22 protein-coding genes are annotated in these 15,548 nt (G+C 58.0%); 1 reads left to right on the forward strand and 21 read right to left on the reverse strand.

The genetic code is table 11. The features are described 5' to 3' along the window. Nucleotide 1: 1 nt before the first annotated feature. The 18 genes from BWR59_RS16985 to BWR59_RS17065 form a co-directional block, all read right to left on the reverse strand. Nucleotides 2-751, reverse strand: a complete 750-nt coding sequence (locus BWR59_RS16985) for a phage minor tail protein L (RefSeq protein WP_081566803.1) — start codon at nt 749-751, stop codon at nt 2-4. After that, the gene (locus BWR59_RS16990; protein WP_081566804.1) at nt 748-1,086 is read right to left on the reverse strand and encodes a phage tail protein; all 339 of its coding nucleotides are present in this window, start codon (nt 1,084-1,086) and stop codon (nt 748-750) included. The genes BWR59_RS16985 and BWR59_RS16990 overlap by 4 nt, the downstream gene beginning before the upstream one ends. After that, nucleotides 1,086-4,577: a phage tail tape measure protein gene (locus BWR59_RS16995; RefSeq protein ID WP_081566805.1), complete on the reverse strand. Its 3,492-nt coding sequence runs from the start codon at nt 4,575-4,577 to the stop codon at nt 1,086-1,088. The genes BWR59_RS16990 and BWR59_RS16995 overlap by 1 nt, the downstream gene beginning before the upstream one ends. A gap of 287 nt (nt 4,578-4,864) precedes the next feature. Beyond that, nucleotides 4,865-5,176: a hypothetical protein gene (locus BWR59_RS17005; protein WP_081566807.1), complete on the reverse strand. Its 312-nt coding sequence runs from the start codon at nt 5,174-5,176 to the stop codon at nt 4,865-4,867. Between the two features lie 8 nt (nt 5,177-5,184). Continuing rightward, complete coding sequence (locus BWR59_RS17010; RefSeq protein ID WP_081566808.1) at nt 5,185-5,682, reverse strand: hypothetical protein; 498 nt, start codon at nt 5,680-5,682, stop codon at nt 5,185-5,187. Between the two features lie 45 nt (nt 5,683-5,727). Continuing rightward, a complete protein-coding gene (locus BWR59_RS17015; protein WP_081566809.1) occupies nt 5,728-6,114 on the reverse strand; it encodes a DUF3168 domain-containing protein in 387 nt (128 codons plus the stop codon). Continuing rightward, nucleotides 6,107-6,598 carry an HK97-gp10 family putative phage morphogenesis protein gene (locus BWR59_RS17020; RefSeq protein WP_081566810.1) on the reverse strand — a complete coding sequence of 164 codons (492 nt, stop codon included), beginning with the start codon at nt 6,596-6,598 and terminating at the stop codon, nt 6,107-6,109. The genes BWR59_RS17015 and BWR59_RS17020 overlap by 8 nt, the downstream gene beginning before the upstream one ends. A 2-nt stretch (nt 6,599-6,600) precedes the next feature. Further along, nucleotides 6,601-6,771 (reverse strand): hypothetical protein, encoded by a 171-nt coding sequence (locus BWR59_RS32410; RefSeq protein WP_168184496.1) that lies wholly within the window; start codon nt 6,769-6,771, stop codon nt 6,601-6,603. A 9-nt stretch (nt 6,772-6,780) separates the two neighbouring features. After that, nucleotides 6,781-7,071 carry a phage head closure protein gene (locus tag BWR59_RS17025; RefSeq protein ID WP_230982034.1) on the reverse strand — a complete coding sequence of 97 codons (291 nt, stop codon included), beginning with the start codon at nt 7,069-7,071 and terminating at the stop codon, nt 6,781-6,783. Between the two features lie 29 nt (nt 7,072-7,100). Continuing rightward, nucleotides 7,101-7,442 carry a head-tail connector protein gene (locus tag BWR59_RS17030; RefSeq protein ID WP_081566812.1) on the reverse strand — a complete coding sequence of 114 codons (342 nt, stop codon included), beginning with the start codon at nt 7,440-7,442 and terminating at the stop codon, nt 7,101-7,103. Nucleotide 7,443: 1 nt separating this feature from the next. Next, on the reverse strand, nt 7,444-7,689 hold the full coding sequence (locus BWR59_RS17035; RefSeq protein WP_081566813.1) for a hypothetical protein: 246 nt from the start codon (nt 7,687-7,689) through the stop codon (nt 7,444-7,446). 46 nt (nt 7,690-7,735) lie between these two features. Further along, on the reverse strand, nt 7,736-8,944 hold the full coding sequence (locus tag BWR59_RS17040) for a phage major capsid protein (protein WP_081566814.1): 1,209 nt from the start codon (nt 8,942-8,944) through the stop codon (nt 7,736-7,738). A 68-nt stretch (nt 8,945-9,012) separates the two neighbouring features. Then, complete coding sequence (locus BWR59_RS17045; protein WP_081566815.1) at nt 9,013-9,876, reverse strand: head maturation protease, ClpP-related; 864 nt, start codon at nt 9,874-9,876, stop codon at nt 9,013-9,015. A 2-nt stretch (nt 9,877-9,878) separates the two neighbouring features. Then, nucleotides 9,879-11,180: a phage portal protein gene (locus tag BWR59_RS17050; RefSeq protein WP_081566816.1), complete on the reverse strand. Its 1,302-nt coding sequence runs from the start codon at nt 11,178-11,180 to the stop codon at nt 9,879-9,881. Continuing rightward, nucleotides 11,173-11,337, reverse strand: coding sequence for a hypothetical protein (locus BWR59_RS32415; RefSeq protein WP_168184497.1), 165 nt, complete (start codon nt 11,335-11,337; stop codon nt 11,173-11,175). Before BWR59_RS32415 ends, BWR59_RS17050 begins: the two co-directional genes overlap by 8 nt. Further along, nucleotides 11,334-13,061, reverse strand: a complete 1,728-nt coding sequence (locus BWR59_RS17055) for a terminase TerL endonuclease subunit (RefSeq protein ID WP_081566817.1) — start codon at nt 13,059-13,061, stop codon at nt 11,334-11,336. Before BWR59_RS17055 ends, BWR59_RS32415 begins: the two co-directional genes overlap by 4 nt. Continuing rightward, a complete protein-coding gene (locus BWR59_RS17060; RefSeq protein ID WP_081566818.1) occupies nt 13,062-13,550 on the reverse strand; it encodes a phage terminase small subunit P27 family in 489 nt (162 codons plus the stop codon). A gap of 184 nt (nt 13,551-13,734) precedes the next feature. After that, complete coding sequence (locus tag BWR59_RS17065) at nt 13,735-14,100, reverse strand: HNH endonuclease (RefSeq protein WP_081566819.1); 366 nt, start codon at nt 14,098-14,100, stop codon at nt 13,735-13,737. 325 nt (nt 14,101-14,425) lie between these two features. On the opposite strand from BWR59_RS17065, the gene BWR59_RS17075 reads away from it, so the two are divergent. Continuing rightward, a complete protein-coding gene (locus tag BWR59_RS17075) occupies nt 14,426-14,632 on the forward strand; it encodes a DUF6434 domain-containing protein (RefSeq protein ID WP_081566821.1) in 207 nt (68 codons plus the stop codon). A 12-nt stretch (nt 14,633-14,644) separates the two neighbouring features. Here BWR59_RS17075 and lysC read toward each other — a convergent pair whose 3' ends face one another. The 3 genes from lysC to BWR59_RS17085 are packed head-to-tail and all read right to left on the reverse strand — an operon-like array spanning nt 14,645 to nt 15,505. Next, entirely contained in the window at nt 14,645-14,890 is a 246-nt protein-coding gene (lysC, locus tag BWR59_RS32635; protein WP_230982047.1) for an Rz1-like lysis system protein LysC, read from the reverse strand. Then, complete coding sequence (locus BWR59_RS17080; protein WP_081566822.1) at nt 14,793-15,179, reverse strand: hypothetical protein; 387 nt, start codon at nt 15,177-15,179, stop codon at nt 14,793-14,795. Before BWR59_RS17080 ends, lysC begins: the two co-directional genes overlap by 98 nt. Further along, nucleotides 15,176-15,505 carry a phage holin, lambda family gene (locus BWR59_RS17085; protein WP_081566823.1) on the reverse strand — a complete coding sequence of 110 codons (330 nt, stop codon included), beginning with the start codon at nt 15,503-15,505 and terminating at the stop codon, nt 15,176-15,178. Before BWR59_RS17085 ends, BWR59_RS17080 begins: the two co-directional genes overlap by 4 nt. Nucleotides 15,506-15,548 lie beyond the last annotated feature (43 nt).

Below are 15,548 nucleotides of genomic sequence, written 5' to 3' on the forward strand. Positions count from 1 at the left end.
GTCAACTCCGGGCAATCAGCGAGACAGCCGGGAAGCCGCCAAAAGGTAGTTCGTTGTTGGCGCCCCAGCGCGGCTCACAGCCGGTCGTGAGCAACCCATTGCACTCGTCGAGCTCCGGGTTATTTGTCGGATTACCGTCCTTGTCGAAGTACGGACCGATATAGCCGCAGTTTGGACCTCGATAACCGCCAGTGAGGCACCAATGGCACAGCGTGGTCATCTGGCGCCCGATCGATTCGCCACCCACATCGCCCGGGCTGGCGAGCTCCCACGAAACGGTTTCGCCGTCCTCGTTGGTCTTCTGGTCCAAGTACCAGACTTCGATGGATTCCTGAGTTGGGTCAGCCTCAGCATTGCCTGCGGGGAAGTTGGCCGCGTCGATGTAGCGAGCCAACGTGTGCCGCATGGTCAACTTGAACTCAAGCAAGTCCTCGAAAGCCAGGCACAGCGCAGTAATTCGGCCATTCACGTTGCCAACTGACAACGTGGGACGCACGGCGGTCCCATCGCCGTTGGCCTCGATGCCGTCGATCTGCATCGGCCAGGCGCCGTACTCCTCTCCCTGCCACCAGATCGATTTCGCCGGCATTTGGTCGGCATCGGCACCAGCGGCGAGCAGCTCTGCTGCGGTGTACGGGATCGCATGGCCGTGGAAACGCAGGACATCGGCTCCGTAGTCAGACCCATCCAGTTCAAAAAGAAGAATTTCGGCACCAGGCTCTAACTGCTGAAGTTGAGTGATCAAGCTCATGGGTGATACGCCCTTTCAAAGGTTGCCGTGAGCGCAACGATCCCGCCGGGTTTACGCTGTTGCCGGAATGTCTCGCATCGGTACATCCCCAGCACGCCCTCAGGCGTGGTCCAGAGAAACGACTTGGCACCACCATGCCGCCGTATAAAGGCGAGAATGGGGACGACCTCATCGCTTACTCCCCCAAAGGTAAGATCCCAGCTCTCTTGCTCGCTGTTCAGTCCATCAGTTGAAACTTGAACGTATCCGTCGCCGAATTGAGACTTCCTTGTCTTGAGAGTGGTGTCGCTGCTGGGCTCATCGTCGGGCGACCAGGTGAATGTCTCGATAGCCATCAGCCTCTCCCGATACTATTTCGGTGGCTGGTACCGCCGGGACGCCAGGAATCGGCAATCGCCTTTTGAGCAGTGGCCACCATTTGCTTTTGCATGTTTTGTTGAAGCGCAGCGGGATCCAGTTCCATCCCGTCAGAACTTCGGTCCGGCACCGTGAGGTACAACGGCGCATCGACCTGCACTACCGTTCCGCTGGCGGTAGCCCCACCAACCATACGCACGCCTAGGGACCCATCCGAAGATCGCACCAGAGGCATGATCGCCTCGGGCCCGGCCTCGCCCATGACTCCAGTGCCGCCTCCAGCCATACCGAACGCCGTTGGTGTGTTTACGATGCCGTTGGTGAACGCCGCGCCGTTGGCGAACATCTGTATGCCGTTGAGCCAGGCGCCGCCGTCGGCCTGCGGAAAGTAGGTAGATGAGTAACCTGCTTGGGAGGCGCCCAAATTAGACGACGCAGCCCCAGCAGACCCGGCCGCCAGTCCGTTACCGCCCCCACCGGTGAAGTAGTTGAGACCTGCCCCGAATAATGAACTGAGCAAAGAACTCGATGCTTGTCGTGCGGCGATTTTGGCCATGTCGGCCAGGATCGAGCGAGTGAAATCACTGAAGCTGAATTTACCCGTCGTCACGAAAGTATCGATGGCATCATCCATGGAGCTGAACGCCGACGTAAACGCAGATTTTGTTTGTCCGGCGACATCTCTCGCAGCATCGGCGTAGTCCTGAAATGCTGACCTCGCCCCCAGTCTCCAGTCGCCCTGCGCCTCATCGACTTTCTGATAGCCTTCCACCATCGCGTCGACCTGCAATGCACCATACTTCTGCGTCAGCGCAATCTGATTCTCCAGCTCCTTTTGCTGCTTGTCGGTGGTAGCCGTGGCCAACTCCGTGCGCAGGCTCAGGACCTTGTCGTTGGTTTCTTTTTCCAGCGCGAGCCGTGCCTGGGCCCTTTCGGATTCCTTGCTGCCCATCCCGACAGATGCGACCAGCTGATCGTAAGATGCTTGCGCATTGGCGAGTTGCCGCTGCAAGTCGGCTTCATATTTCAACGCTTCCGCCATGCCGTTGGCAGAAGCAACAGCCTGGTCGTACTGCTTCTGCAGCCAGTTGAGGCCTTGGCCGTACTCTTCCGTCGACACCTTCCCGTTTTGGTAGAGCAGCCGAAGCTCCGCGATCTTCTTCGCTTGCTCGTCTGCTGCCGCGCCAATAGGGTCGAATTGCTCTTTCAGCTTGGCATAGCCGTCAGCGGACGCCTTAAGTTGCTGCTCGAGCTTACTCTGCGCCTCCTTGCTCTTCTGAGTCGCATCAGTGGCATCCTTGTCGGCTTGCTTCTGAGCGTCGACGGCCTTGGCGGTTTCGCGGATCTGCTTCGCTAACTCGCTCTGGGGATCAATTTTGTTTTCGGTGATGAACCGGTCAGCTTCCTCCAGCTTGGTCTTGTCTTTCAGCGTATTGAGCTGTTTGTCCAAGGTCTGCTGGTAGTTTTTCGCCGCGTTCTCGGCGGCAATATCAGCGTCGGTCTTTCCCGTGGTCGACTTGGTGCTGCCGTCCAGTTGCTTGCGATACAGGTCCTGACGATCTGTCAGCAACTTGGTTTCGACATCGAGGCTGCTGACGCTGTCGGCTTGCTTCACCCACCCATCCAGAGTGGACTGGGGAATATTCAGTTGCTTGCCGACCTGCAGGATGGTGTCCGACAAGGGCTTACCGGCGGATCTGGCCTTGTCGAGGCTGTCCGCCAGCGCGGTGAACTGTTTCGATCCTGTCTCGCTGGAGCGAGGCCCAATCAGGGCCCGTTGCATCGACGTTCGCAAATCACCAAACGCATCACTTGCGCGCTTCGCTGAGTCCCTCTGCTGCTCGGTTACACGAATCAAAGCCCCTTGCTGCTGGTCGCGCGTGAGCTGGTTGAATTCCTTGCGAACTTCTTCCACCGACCGTTTCAGGTCGTTGATGTCCGCACAGGCTGCCTGGGCGTGCGACCCCATGGTCAGGAATGCGACGCCGACGCCGATGGCAAGCGCGGCAATACCGGCAGGGCCGCCTAACAGCGACAACAGAGAAGCACCGGCGCGGGCCAGAACGTTTTTGGCCGCCGCTGCCTGTGTCTGAGCAGCCGCGTTTGCAGTTGTAGCCGCAGTATCGCGGGCCATTGCAGCACTGGAAGCGACTGTCGCCGCAGCGAGCTGGTTCGATGCGGTGGCGGCCGCGGCCTTTGCCGCAGCCAAGTCACGTTCGATGGCCGCCAGCGCTGCCGAAAAGCGAGTCTCCTCGGCGGTACCAACTGCCAATCGTGCCTGGTAACCAATCTGCTGCTGCGCCACCTGTAGGCTTGCAAGCCGTGCAGCGGCCTCAGCCTCGATAGCCTGTGCAGCACTGTATGCGGCGACCGACTCTTTCAGCTTGGCCGCAGCCGAACTGGCCGAGGCTGCTGTTTCTTCCGCTTTCGCGATGGCCGACGCTTTGGTCGCTGCGATGTTGGTTAGCATGGCCTTGGTGGCCACGCCAGCAGACGTCACAGCATCAATAGCGAACTTCGCAAATGCGGCCGCCAGCTTTCCGCCCAGTGCAGCCACCAGTACGTCGACATTTTCTGCGAGGAAACTTATCGTTTCGCCGAGCTGCTTCGCACCACCGTTGTCCTGCATTTTTTGCAGGCTGTCAGTAGCCTGCTCGATACCCGGCAGAAGGCCGATGGTGATTTGGTTGGTCACACCGGCAAATGTCGCTTTTAGCCCTGAGATCGCCTGCCCGGCCGTTACCAAGCGGTTGATGTTGAACTCCGAGATTACCGAGCCAGCATTTTCAGCTTGGTCTCCAAGAGCCTGAAACTCTTTGCCGTTATTCCGAAGCAACGGAATTAGGGCGGTGGCCTCGTCAGCCATCGACTCCATATAGGTCGTGACTTGCTGTTGATTCAGCCCTGCCTTTTCCAATGAGGTGTAGTACAGCTGCAAGGCCTGCGGACCAGATAGATTGGCGAACTGCCCCGCAGTTACCCCGATCTGAGGCGCGATTTCCTTGAAGAAATCGGCCATTTCACCGCTGCCACGCTGAAGGAATTCACCGACGCGGTCGTTCGTGTCCTTCAGGATGTCAGAAAGCTTTTCCTGTTCAACACCGACTGATTTCGCACCGTATGCCAGGCGCTGAAAGTCCTCGACGGAAGTATTTGAAAGCTGTGCGAGATTTTTCACCTCGCGTGCGTAGTCGATCGTACTACTGGTGAGTGCTACAAGACCGGCAATCGATCCCGCAGCCGCAATGTTACCCGCGCCGATCTTCTCGAAAGTCGATGAAACGGTTTCGCCAACTTTATCTGCGCTGCTATTCAGCCGATCAAAAGCACCATCAACGTCTGCAAGACTGCGATCAATCTTTCGAGCCGTGCTGGCAACAGCACTTTCCGACCGAGAAAGCTCTTGCCGCAGTTGCGCGGTAGTGGCCTCGATCCGAACGAGCATGCCTTGGACGTCAGAATCCGCCACCTATCGGTCCTCCAATCAAAAATATCAGCCGTTGCGCCGACCTGTGAGTGCGGCGCGCAGCTTTTGCGCCACGTCGACAGGCTTCTGCGGCGGTGGGGGTTGTGTGGAAGCACTAGCAAAGGGGCTAGTCATACGCGCCCATTCAATCTTCGCGTCCATCGCGATGAACAACTCAGGGAGAGGCGTATGCCAAGCAACATCAGGAGTCCAGCCGAGCCAGCCGGTGGCCACCGAGTACAACCGATCAACGTAGCTCCCTTCCTCTACGGCGCTGATGCCCTCGGCAGCTACTTTCCCAGCTTACCGCCGCGCGGGTTGTACAAGGCGCCGAGGAATTCAATCAGTCGCGGTGTGAGCTCAGCTACGCCGTGTTGCCAGACGGCCTCAGGAAGCCCTTCCGTCTTATCAACGGCGAGATTCGCGCCAGCTGCGATGACAATCGCGGCGGCGTCGACACTCACCGCATGCAGCGCGGCGGACGCACCGCGCAGGCCGTTCAGGCGCGACTCAATCGCCCGAACGGCCGCCAGCGTTGGGCGAAGCTCGTAGGTGACGTCGCCAACGACGACGTCAATGTGTCCATGAAGAGTTTTGCTCATGCATCACCTCACGCGGCTGGACCGGCTGCTATCTCCAGCACATCCGAGTTGATGCCGATGGTGATGTTGCGACGCACCACGTTGTCGGCCGCACCTGCTGCCACAGTATTGTTCATGACCTTCCCACGGTAGTAGTAGGTGGTAGGAAGAATCGCCGGGGTTGCCGCTGGATCGCCATCGTTCAGAGTGATTTTGAAGTTGTAGTCACCCTTGCTTCGATCTTTGTGCGCAGTCTTCACCGCGTTTTGGCCAGCGTCACCATTGTCCAGGCCTACAGCCAAAGTCATGTCGCCGGCATCGGCCGTGCCCTTGTACTTGCGAACGCGACCGTCACGCAGGGAGGTAAACGTAACGGAGCTGAACGTGTCGCCAAACTCACCAAGGTCTTCGATCTCGCCGATCTCGACATAGGTGTCAGCTTTGAACTCGGTCTCAGTTGTTGCAGCAGTCTTGCCACCAATCGAGATTCGGCAGCCGGCGGCTGTGTTCAGATTGTCATCGGCCATGGGTAGTCCTCCAAAGGCGCATTGGATAAGCCAAAATCGGCTGGGTTAGTGAGTGGTGATCACGCGAACGGTCACAGAACCTTGATAAGTCACCCCATCTGGCTCTCTCTGTGTTCCTGCTTGGATAACGCGGACAGATACGGCTCGACCGATGGCGAGTGCCATCGGTCGCTCATCCAGAGCATCGACGACCTGCCCCACAATGAGCTTGGCCTCAGCCTGGCCATGGGCATCCGACCAAACGCTCAGGTAAATCAGCCGTGACTCACGCTTGCGGCCTGCAATGGGCCGCTCGTTGGTGGCGATTTCGCGATCAATCGAAACGTACGGCATTGGCGAATCCATGGGCGCCCCGTCGTAGACGGGAGCGGAAACTTCAGCAGTCAAGCGCTCGTATAGCGCCTGCTGCAGGGCCACCGAAGGATCAGGCATCGCTGGTGGCCCTCCTCAACGTTTCATTCACGGCGGCTCTGATGTCAGCCAAGACCACCTCCCGGTTTACCTGATAGGCAGGCCGCAACCATGGATGGGCCGGGCGTGCGGGAATGTCCGGGTGCTTGCCGAACCAATGAGAGCCGTCTGTTTTAACAGTGTCTCGCTGATTGCGGTTTCCCGCCCGCTTGCCGCCGATGTATCCCTTCGTTCCGTACTCCAGAAACCGAAGGTAGAAAAAGCGCCGGTAATTCTTTTTCCCGCGCAGTCCGATCTCGGCGTTTAAACCACTTCGAGAGACAAAAACCGAAAGTGCCGCAGCAGCCTCACCAGTATCGCGCGGTACCAGTTCTTTCATCGTGGCCAACACTCGCTGTCCAGCCTGTTCCATGGCAGGTTTGAGATGGTTGTCCATGGTTTGATGAATGGCGCGAAGCGTTTTTCGCAACTTGAAATCGCCGGAGAGGAGGGATCGCCGCGCCATGATCAGCCCTTCTCTTGAGTTTTCTCGGGCTTCGTTTCCTTCGGCTGCTCTACTTTTTCAACCAGCCCGCGCCCAACCAGGTCGTCGGCAGTCTTAGCGTCAACCGTGAACTCCTCGCCAGGCACACGATCGCCGACAGCGCCAGAAAGATTTGCTTTGGCAATTACTTTCATCTGATACCCCTATGGGTTCGGAACATTTGAACAGAGAAGCCGCGTCATGCTCAGATCGTTATCTGGCAGAACGGCTTCGATGAGATAGGTCACCGCTTTACCGACAAGCCGCTGCCCCGCCAGAACATCTCGCTTTGTCCTGATTCTGATCTCAGCGGTGATGACGGCTGAAATCGACTCGGCAACGGGAGCCGTACGCCCGGTTGGTAGGGTGATTTCAGCCCATAGCTTTCCGACATCTTCCCAGCCTTCAGCGAAACCGCCGGAACCGTTTGGCGACCGGGTAACAGCCTGGCGCATGAGATGATGCCGTAGCCCCCCGGCCCTCATCAGACACCCATCCCGATTCGATACGGTGTAAGCAGCGACCGAGACCCGAGTGGCAGTTCGGTTGAGCCAGCACCAACCACCACATCCTCCCGGTTCGAGTAAAGGCTGCCCAAGATGAGCAAGCAGGCTGCTCGGACTGAGGGGTTGATCACGATCGGATCAACGCCGGCCGTTCCATCCAATACGGCTTCGCCCAATAAATCAGGGTCCGCATAGAACCGGCGATTCATGAACTGCGCGGCGCTATCCTCGGCGGCGGAAAGGAGCAACTCCACATAATCGCGGTCATCATCATCAGCGCGCAGGTGCTGCATGCCTTGATCAGTAGGAATGGCGTTCATGTCAGGCCTTTGGATTTTTGTCCGTAGCCAGGCCGGCAAGGATCAGCTGGTCGGCATGACGTTTGGGAACGCTGTAGCCGGGCCCACCTCGGCGCTTGATCTCGCCATCGTCCTGGTACGAGCGCAGCGGAAAGACTTCGACTGTCGTGACCGCCTGCTCCCCTCCGGACCGACTCATCGGCTCGTCCTCGGGCTTGGCAACAGCGCGACGGGCGGCTGCTTTCTTTTCTTCGGTATCAGTAGCCATAAACAAGTTCTCCAAAAGGCGCCACTCGGGCGCCTTGGTGGTTGGGTTAGCCGCCAGCCGCTTCGGTCAGCGAGCCGGTGACGAATGCTTCTGGGCGATACACGGCGAACGCTAGACGCTCTTCCGCGCGGATGGTGACCATGTTCTTCTCAAAGTCGTCGGCGTTCTCGGTCGAGATCAGGATTTCGATCTCCATACGATCAAGGATCTGCGCGCCCAGGCGGAAAGCGCCGGTGAGGAAGTCGTCCTGCTGCATGGCCTGAGTCGAAACGACCGGTCGATTCCACAAACGAGCGGCGGTACCCTCCTGCGGCTGACCCACGATGTAGCGACCTTCGCCGTCTTTGGTCAGCTCGATGGCCGCCCAGTCAATCGGGTTCAGAACGATGCCGTCGGCTGGGAACTCGGACAGTTCCGCTTGCAGGAGTGCCAAGCGGATACGGTCAATACGCTGCTCGCCAGCAACGACGATACCTGCCGGGGCGGCGTAGGCTTCGGCCAGTGTCATCAGCCCTTGCAGGTTGGCACCGGTGCCGTTTCCGTACAGCAGCTGGACCTCTTCAACAGTCAGCAGACCGTAGCGTGCACGGGCATCGATGTAGCTCTGCAACGCAGCGGCATCGTCGAGGATCTGACGACTCGCTTTGAACAGGTGCGCCAGTGTGCGGACAGGCGCATTCACCAGTTCGAAAGTGAGTTCGGAATACGGCTTGGCCGTGTTCTCCGCTACCGACTTGGCGTTGTTGGTAAAACCGGTCTCGCGAACGTACTCGTACGAGTTGCTGGTGGTCGTACCTGGTGCGATCAGGTCCCGAATCGTCAGGCGGCGTTCAGGCGGCATGATGATTTCCTGCCGGCGATCAGGCGCAACCAGAGAACCACCGGAGGCCGGTACGGACGTAATGGCGGCGCGCGGCACGGAGACCCGGCGGGAGCCACGAAACGAGGCATTTACGTCCTGCATCTGCTCGCTTGCCACTACCAGCTCACCCGCAGATTGCTGCCGCTCACCACGATCACGACCAGAGTTTGCGTTGAGCAGCTTTTGCTCCGCTTCAAGCATACGAGCCTGTAACTCGCCCTGCTTGTTCAGAAGTTCATCCACCTTAGTGCGGGTTTCAGCCTGCATTTCGCCCGAGGCCTTGATTTCCTTCTCGGTGCGCTCGGCGTAGGTTTTGATCTGATCGCCGACGGCTTTCAGATCGGCTTGGGTTTGCTTCTGCGAGGCTTCGATTGCAGAAAGATCTTGAGGCATGGTTTTGTCCTTTCAGAAATGAAAAAACCGCCATTAGGCGGTCGATGATCAGTGGCGTTGTCAGCCGTTTAGCAGCTAGGGATAAGTCCCCGGAGTGCCGACGCCTGGTTTGCGGTTTCTTCAAACGCGGATACATCAAGGGCAGCGCTAGGCATGCCCGGCACGACAGCGCGAAGCGTGTCGCCGCCAGCAGCTTTATGCGTGCTGGTCTTGATTTCAGAAATCAGCTTACGGCGCTCGCTACGGGGCATGCCGGATTTGGCCAGCGCAGCGTCTAGCCTGCGAGCGGAATGCGCCTGAGCTCCGTCCTCGCTTGGAGCTTGCTCAATCTCCTCAGCAGAGATCAGGCCGGTAGCGAAGCCCTTCTCGACGGCGTTCGATCCATTCATGTAGGTCTCGGCGTCAAGCATCTTTTCCACTGCCGCTTCGTCCAGGCCGCTGGTGTCTGCGTACAGGCTGATCATGGCGCGGTCGAACTCTTCCATCGTGTCCGCCAGTTCGCGAATCGCATGACGGTTACCGGCAAAGTAGGTCCAGCAGTTGTGGATCATCAAGAATGCTGTCTTGGCAACCTCACGTTTAGCGCCCGCCATCGCAATGACGGAAGCTGCCGAAGCGGCAAGACCGAGAATCTTGACCGTCACCTCCTGGGAATGCTCCAGCAGGCGGTTGTAAATCGCGATGCCTTCGAACATGTCTCCACCCGGGGAGTTGATATAGACAGTGAGCGGATTATCGCCGATGGCCCGTAATGCAGCGTCGACGCGCTTCAGAGTCACACCCTCGCCATACCAGTCCTCGCCGATCACCCCATACATGGTGATGGTGTTGGTCCCTGCCTCCAGCGCCGCGCGCAGGTCAGGGTTCCAAAGATCGAGCGCACGCGGGCTCAGCTCACAGTTGAAACTGCGCGCTTTCACATTCAGAGGCATGGTTACTCCTGCGTCTGGCCAAGCCAGTTTTTGAGGGCTGCTTGAGCGGCCTGCCCATCAGATGACTGGCCGAGTTGATCAATTGGCGCCAGGTTGGTTTGCACGGTGAGGACCGAAGCATTGCCGCCGTGGCGCGGGAGATTTTCCTTAACGCGGCATTCGTCACGGGTCATGATCCCGTTCTGCGTCATTTTGCTATACCACTCCGCGCGCCCGGTGCTGTCGGCCTTCAGGAAAGCTTCCAAAGAGAACTCTGAGTAATACGTGCGCCGATCAACAGGACTCAACAGCTTCTTGTTGACGCATTGCTGGATCTGACTGGTGACAGAGCTGATGCAGAAGGTCAGGAAAGCAATCATCTGCTGCTCAAGCCCGGTTCCCCAATTGCTGCCCGCGTCGGTCTTACCCACCATCCAAGGGGGAACGCCGAACCACCGGCAAATTTCCTCGATGCTATGGCCCCGCGACTCCAGCAACTGCGCATCCACTGGATTGATCCCGATCGTTTCAGCTTTCACGCCCTGCTCAAGTACCGGGGATTTACCTGCGTTCATGGCGCCGGAGACGGTTTTTACGTATTCGCGGAACTCGTCGCGCTGATCGGGCTTGAGGATGCGATCAACGCTGAAAGCAACCGTGGGCAGCAATCCGTTCTTGAAGGTGCCGTTCGCCGCATCATCGGCAGACATCGCCGAGCCGAACACGTCTGCACCGAAGCGGATTGCCGACATACCTACTCGACCATCTATGCTAAACGCCGGAATGTGCAGCATATCCACACGAGCAATCTGCCTGCGGGCGCCTTTCTTCGGGCGGTACCAATATTCAAGACGCCCATCGTCGTCGACCTCAAGATCGACGCGGGAAGGCATCAGGAAGTCCAGCGCGATGACGCGGGTGCCGGAGCGGTGAATCTCGCAGTACGCGTTGCCCCAAAGCAACATCGAAGCAACGACGGCCTGCCAGAACTGAAACGCAGTCATGTCCTCATTGGGGCTGTTGTGGATGACGTCATACAACGAAAAATCACGCGCATCTTCACGATCGCCATCGCCCTTACGCCGATAAATTCCCAGCGGCAACCCGGCAACCGAAGTCGAAATAATGCGCACGCAGGCCCAGACAGTGGACAGTCGCATCACGTTGTCGACGTTTACCGCTTTGCCGGAGCTCGACTGTCCACCAAGCCAAGATCCCCAGAAACCTCCGTCGCTCAGGCGTATGGCCTTTCCGGTCCAGTCGCCGAGCGACTTCATCGGCTTGGCTGCAGCCCTACCGAGAACCAGCGAAAGAGATTTATTCACCTGCCAGTCCTTTCTTGATGAAGCCGGAAATCATGAACAGCGATGCCGCGGCAGCGATCAATGCCCAGCCGGTGCCGAGCAGCGTAAACACGCCACCGACAAGCAGGCCGAACCCGCCCAATGCAGTGAGGATAAAAAAAGCCAGTGGCAAGCTCATGCGATGATCGGATTCCGAATTGAGTCCATGAATGAGTCGGTCGTGTTTTGTGCTGCATCAATGAGCACTCGACCGATCGCCATAATCAGCGCCACTGCGCCATCTATCTTGTTGTCGTCGCCCTGTTTGATTGGCCGGACGACGTCGTTGTTGCCCGGTAGGTTCTTGCCGATCACATTTGCCACGCACCAGGTCATGATCGGATTCCCGTCATGATGGAAACGTCCCGACTCTATCGCTGCTTCGAGCTCTTTCATCGGGTCAGACATGTTGGTGTAGTTCTGGGTGATCGTGATCGGACTGAACCCCTCATCGTCGAGTTCATGGCTCAAACCCGTCGCGCCGAATGGGTCGATTGGTGATTCCCGGAGCGGCGCGTGGTGATTGGCTTCTTTGGTGTCTTCGAGGATTTCTCGATAATCGACTTCGGCACCTTCGGTGACATCAAGATGCTGGGAGTTGATCCAGGCTTGGAACCGCTCGCTCATCCGCTTGTTGTCACTGTTGAAAGCAGTGTCCTCGGGGACCCAAAACTTTGGGCCGACGCTGTAGTAGTGAATCCGCGCATCAATGACTCGCCAAAACAAACGAGCGCGTGAGTTCATATCGAGCTTGCGCGCCAGGTCGAAGCCCGCGATCCACTCTTGCCCCGCGAACTGGTCCAAGGTCAGCGAGGTGTCTTCGCAGGATTTCCAGCTTTCCATGTTGAAGAAGCCGGACTTCGCACTCACCCACAGGTTCAGATGCTTGGTCTTGAAAGTGTTGGTGAAGCGCGCAGATCGAATCGCCCTGGCCTGCTGGCTCTCCAAGTACTCCTGGAACACCGAGACGCCATGATTTGGGTTGGCCTTGGCCAACATCTTTGGATCGGTCCAGTCGTCCCCTTCATCCAGGGTCCAGATCCATCCGAACAACTCGTCATCGGGAACCGTGCCTTCGAGCATTTCGATGACCTGGCGGCGCTTGTCGTAGCAAGGGCCCTCGATATCCGCGCCTGACGTTGTGATGATGAACATCAGCGGTTGTCGTCTTGCACCCATGCCAGTCAGCATGGTGTCGTACTGCGCAGAGGTACGATGTTCATGGTACTCGTCGACTATCGCGCAACTAGGTGAAGCACCATCGCCAGGGTCACCAATCAGTGGCTCGAACCGGCTGAAGTCCGATGGTATGTTCATGTTCGAGGCGTTAACCTCGATGCCCGCCGCCTGAATCAGCATGGGCGACTTGCTCACCATCAGTTTGGCCGGGCGGAACACCTCCCACGCCTGCTTCTCGGTGGTTGCGCCGGCATAGACCTCAGCGCCAAATTCACCATCGGCAACGAACATGCTGATGCCGACGCCAGCCGCAATCACCGACTTGCCGTTCTTGCGCGGCACCTCCCAGTAGCTTTCGCGGAACCGACGGTGCCCGCCCTTCTTCTTCACCCAGCCGAAGGTGACGGCCATCCCAAATAGCTGCCACGGCTCAAGCGTGATGAGCTGACGCTTGAATGCCCATTCGCCTTTGGTGTGAGGAAGGAGCTGAATCAGCTTCAGCTTTTTCTCAGCCTTCGCCGGATCGAACTTGAACCGATATCCGCGTTTGCGGCTGGCAGCAAGGTCGTCGAAGTGCCGCTGTATGGCCTGGTGAATGTAGCGGCAGGCGGGCACCTTCCCCCTGAGCACAGACCTACCCCACGCCATCGCCCTGTCGACGTTGGGGTGCAGGGCTTTAGTCATTTATGAGCTCAGTAGTTGGGCAAATTCGTTCGTGGCTTTCTCTTTGTTACCTCCGATGATGCGTGAGCGACTCGCGGGATCCAATCCGAGCATGGAGCCGAACGTCACCATCTGCCGCATCGATTCATTGGCTGCGGTCAGCGCTGGATTCTTCATCGGACTGCCTTGGGACGATGAGACCACGATGCCGAACTCTTGCACCGATTCTTCAGCCATGCGCCACTTGTCGTAGGCCGTGCAAAACGCCTCGACGTTGTGCAGATCGGTAAGCGCGATGACGTGCTCCCGCAACAATTCAGGCACCAACATTTTCCACATCGTGGCGGCGCGATCACTCAGCCACTCCGGCGGATCGATGTCCTTGGTTACCTCAGAGAATTTCGGTTCAGCCGTATTCAACGCCCGTTTGCCGGGGTTTCCGGCCAATGCTTTTTTGGCCGTCGGCTTGGGTTTGCGACCACGGCCGGCGACCGTGGCGGTGCCTCCCATCGCGCAACTCCTAAACTTTTAATTTCGCGGGTGTGAAAATCAGGTTCGGGGGACGGTGTCCGTATAAATAGCCCCTAACTTTTGACCCTCCCCCTACCATAGCCAACACCTATAGCACCATATTTCGGTGCGCAACGTGCCATATTTTCGTCGAGTCGCGGACGTGAGGTTGTCAGCTTTCCGGTTACGACGGTTTTCCGCCGGAGCCGAAGCGCGCCTCTCGTTTGGTCTTCGCTTCATGGCAATCGTGGTTGATCGCGCGGAGGTTCGACGGTATGTCGGTCCCACCTTGCGCAAGCGGAATGATGTGGTCCACCTCATGTGCCGGTCGAACTCGGTCCAGCGCCCGACAGTCTTCGCACTTGCAGATGTAATGGTCCCGCTTCAGCACCTGGTCTCGCAGCCTTCGCCACGGCCTGCCACCACGACCGGAACCGTTACGAGTCGACCAAGGCTTGGCAAGGTGGGCATGCTCATCGCAGTACCGCATATTGCGGGTCAGCGTGTTGCACCCTTGGGCGTTACAGGGCTTTTGAGGTCGTAGGGGCATGAAGACCTCAGTTAACCGAGTAACAGCTGTGTCTGCTTCAGCGCGTGAGCGTGGAGCACTGCGACGATATAGCCGTTGGGTAGGCCGCCAGCCTTCGCTGCATCGAGCGCGGTGGTGATGGCTCGGTCGAGATGACCGACCTCAGCGTTCACATCTAAAGCGGGTGGCGTGACTGGGGCTGGCGGAGGCAACATTTCTTTGGGTTTTCTTGGCATGTCTGATACTCACTATGTTCTCGCGCCACGAACAGGAGCCGCTGAAAACGTGATGCGACTTGCTATGCTCATCGCTACGTCGAATGGTTGGCATCATTAAGGAAATCGTTATGGCATTGGATTGGCACTCGGTCGCTCTCACCCGCAGCACCCCGCTTGACGGGCACTACCGCAATACTCAAAACGTCCGCCGGTTCCTGATCTCGCAATGCGGGAACGGATTCAAATTCGATCGGCCGTTCATGGCATGGATCAAGGGCAATGAAAACCTGACCATGGGTGAAGTTGCAGATGAATGGATGCGCCGGAATAGCTAATCTCCGTCCGGCCTACTTGCTCTTGCTGCGCTGGATCTGCGCGTCGACCTGATCGGCGCATGTATCGAGCAGGTTGATAGCCCGATCTTTCATCGCCCAAAGGTCACCGTTCAGTGCCAGGTCATCATCGCTGTCGCTGATGCGCTCGCACGGGACCAGCTCAGGGGGTTCGAGCCTTACCGTTGTCGTCTTTACCGTTGCTGGCTGGTTTGCCGCGCAGGCCGTCAGGCAAAGGCTGATCAGCCCACTTGCGAACAGCCGGGCTTTTGCGCTTGAGGTCTTCAAAGTCTTTCCTCGCCTTCAGGGCTTTCTGTTCGCTGGCTTTGAGCCGGTTATTGAGGTCAGCCTGGTAGGCAACGTTTCTTGCAGCCTCGGCACGCAGGGTGGTGATCGTCGCCTGACTTTCGACATTGGCGGCAAGCGCGTCGGTCTTTGCCTTGGTCTCGATAGCGACCTCACCACGAAGGGCGATAACGCGGTACTGCTGGATACCAACAAGCAGTAGCGCAACCAGGGCGATGATCAGTGCAGTGGCGATTGCTTTCATAGTGAATCCGCCTTGCGGCCAAGGAACCGAATAATCAGTTCGCGGATCGCGGTCACCCCAATGAAACCGATCGCACCACCGGCGGCGACGGACAGGCTGGAAGGCCAGGCCATCCACTCAATCACGCTGCTGGCCGAAAGGCTCAGTGCCCCGCAGATCAATGCCTCCAGTATCACGCGCCATTTGTTGGCCTCTTTGCCTTCGTAGAGCACGCGTAATAGTGAAATGGTTGCGGCCATAACCGCTCCTTGCCACAGCGGGTCACTGAGTTTCAGTCGAAGCCAGTCCCACGCCTGCACCCAAATGCCAGGATCTTTATCAAACATGGTGACGTCCGACTGACCTCCCTTCTGGGAGCGGGAATGAATC

Source organism: Pseudomonas sp. Bc-h (assembly GCF_002080045.1).
Taxonomy (GTDB): Bacteria; Pseudomonadota; Gammaproteobacteria; order Pseudomonadales; family Pseudomonadaceae; genus Aquipseudomonas.

What these genes read in the sequence shown, in the direction of transcription:
- BWR59_RS16985 (WP_081566803.1), bottom strand. Translation starts at nt 751, where the DNA reads ATGAGCTTGATCACTCAACTTCAGCAGTTAGAGCCTGGTGCCGAAATT.
- BWR59_RS16990 (WP_081566804.1), bottom strand. Translation starts at nt 1,086, where the DNA reads ATGGCTATCGAGACATTCACCTGGTCGCCCGACGATGAGCCCAGCAGC.
- BWR59_RS17005 (WP_081566807.1), bottom strand. Translation starts at nt 5,176, where the DNA reads ATGAGCAAAACTCTTCATGGACACATTGACGTCGTCGTTGGCGACGTC.
- BWR59_RS17010 (WP_081566808.1), bottom strand. Translation starts at nt 5,682, where the DNA reads ATGGCCGATGACAATCTGAACACAGCCGCCGGCTGCCGAATCTCGATT.
- BWR59_RS17015 (WP_081566809.1), bottom strand. Translation starts at nt 6,114, where the DNA reads ATGCCTGATCCTTCGGTGGCCCTGCAGCAGGCGCTATACGAGCGCTTG.
- BWR59_RS17020 (WP_081566810.1), bottom strand. Translation starts at nt 6,598, where the DNA reads ATGGCGCGGCGATCCCTCCTCTCCGGCGATTTCAAGTTGCGAAAAACG.
- BWR59_RS32410 (WP_168184496.1), bottom strand. Translation starts at nt 6,771, where the DNA reads ATGAAAGTAATTGCCAAAGCAAATCTTTCTGGCGCTGTCGGCGATCGT.
- BWR59_RS17025 (WP_230982034.1), bottom strand. Translation starts at nt 7,071, where the DNA reads ATGCGCCAGGCTGTTACCCGGTCGCCAAACGGTTCCGGCGGTTTCGCT.
- BWR59_RS17030 (WP_081566812.1), bottom strand. Translation starts at nt 7,442, where the DNA reads ATGAACGCCATTCCTACTGATCAAGGCATGCAGCACCTGCGCGCTGAT.
- BWR59_RS17035 (WP_081566813.1), bottom strand. Translation starts at nt 7,689, where the DNA reads ATGGCTACTGATACCGAAGAAAAGAAAGCAGCCGCCCGTCGCGCTGTT.
- BWR59_RS17040 (WP_081566814.1), bottom strand. Translation starts at nt 8,944, where the DNA reads ATGCCTCAAGATCTTTCTGCAATCGAAGCCTCGCAGAAGCAAACCCAA.
- BWR59_RS17045 (WP_081566815.1), bottom strand. Translation starts at nt 9,876, where the DNA reads ATGCCTCTGAATGTGAAAGCGCGCAGTTTCAACTGTGAGCTGAGCCCG.
- BWR59_RS32415 (WP_168184497.1), bottom strand. Translation starts at nt 11,337, where the DNA reads ATGAGCTTGCCACTGGCTTTTTTTATCCTCACTGCATTGGGCGGGTTC.
- BWR59_RS17055 (WP_081566817.1), bottom strand. Translation starts at nt 13,061, where the DNA reads ATGACTAAAGCCCTGCACCCCAACGTCGACAGGGCGATGGCGTGGGGT.
- BWR59_RS17060 (WP_081566818.1), bottom strand. Translation starts at nt 13,550, where the DNA reads ATGGGAGGCACCGCCACGGTCGCCGGCCGTGGTCGCAAACCCAAGCCG.
- BWR59_RS17065 (WP_081566819.1), bottom strand. Translation starts at nt 14,100, where the DNA reads ATGCCCCTACGACCTCAAAAGCCCTGTAACGCCCAAGGGTGCAACACG.
- BWR59_RS17075 (WP_081566821.1), top strand. Translation starts at nt 14,426, where the DNA reads ATGGCATTGGATTGGCACTCGGTCGCTCTCACCCGCAGCACCCCGCTT.
- BWR59_RS17080 (WP_081566822.1), bottom strand. Translation starts at nt 15,179, where the DNA reads ATGAAAGCAATCGCCACTGCACTGATCATCGCCCTGGTTGCGCTACTG.
- BWR59_RS17085 (WP_081566823.1), bottom strand. Translation starts at nt 15,505, where the DNA reads ATGTTTGATAAAGATCCTGGCATTTGGGTGCAGGCGTGGGACTGGCTT.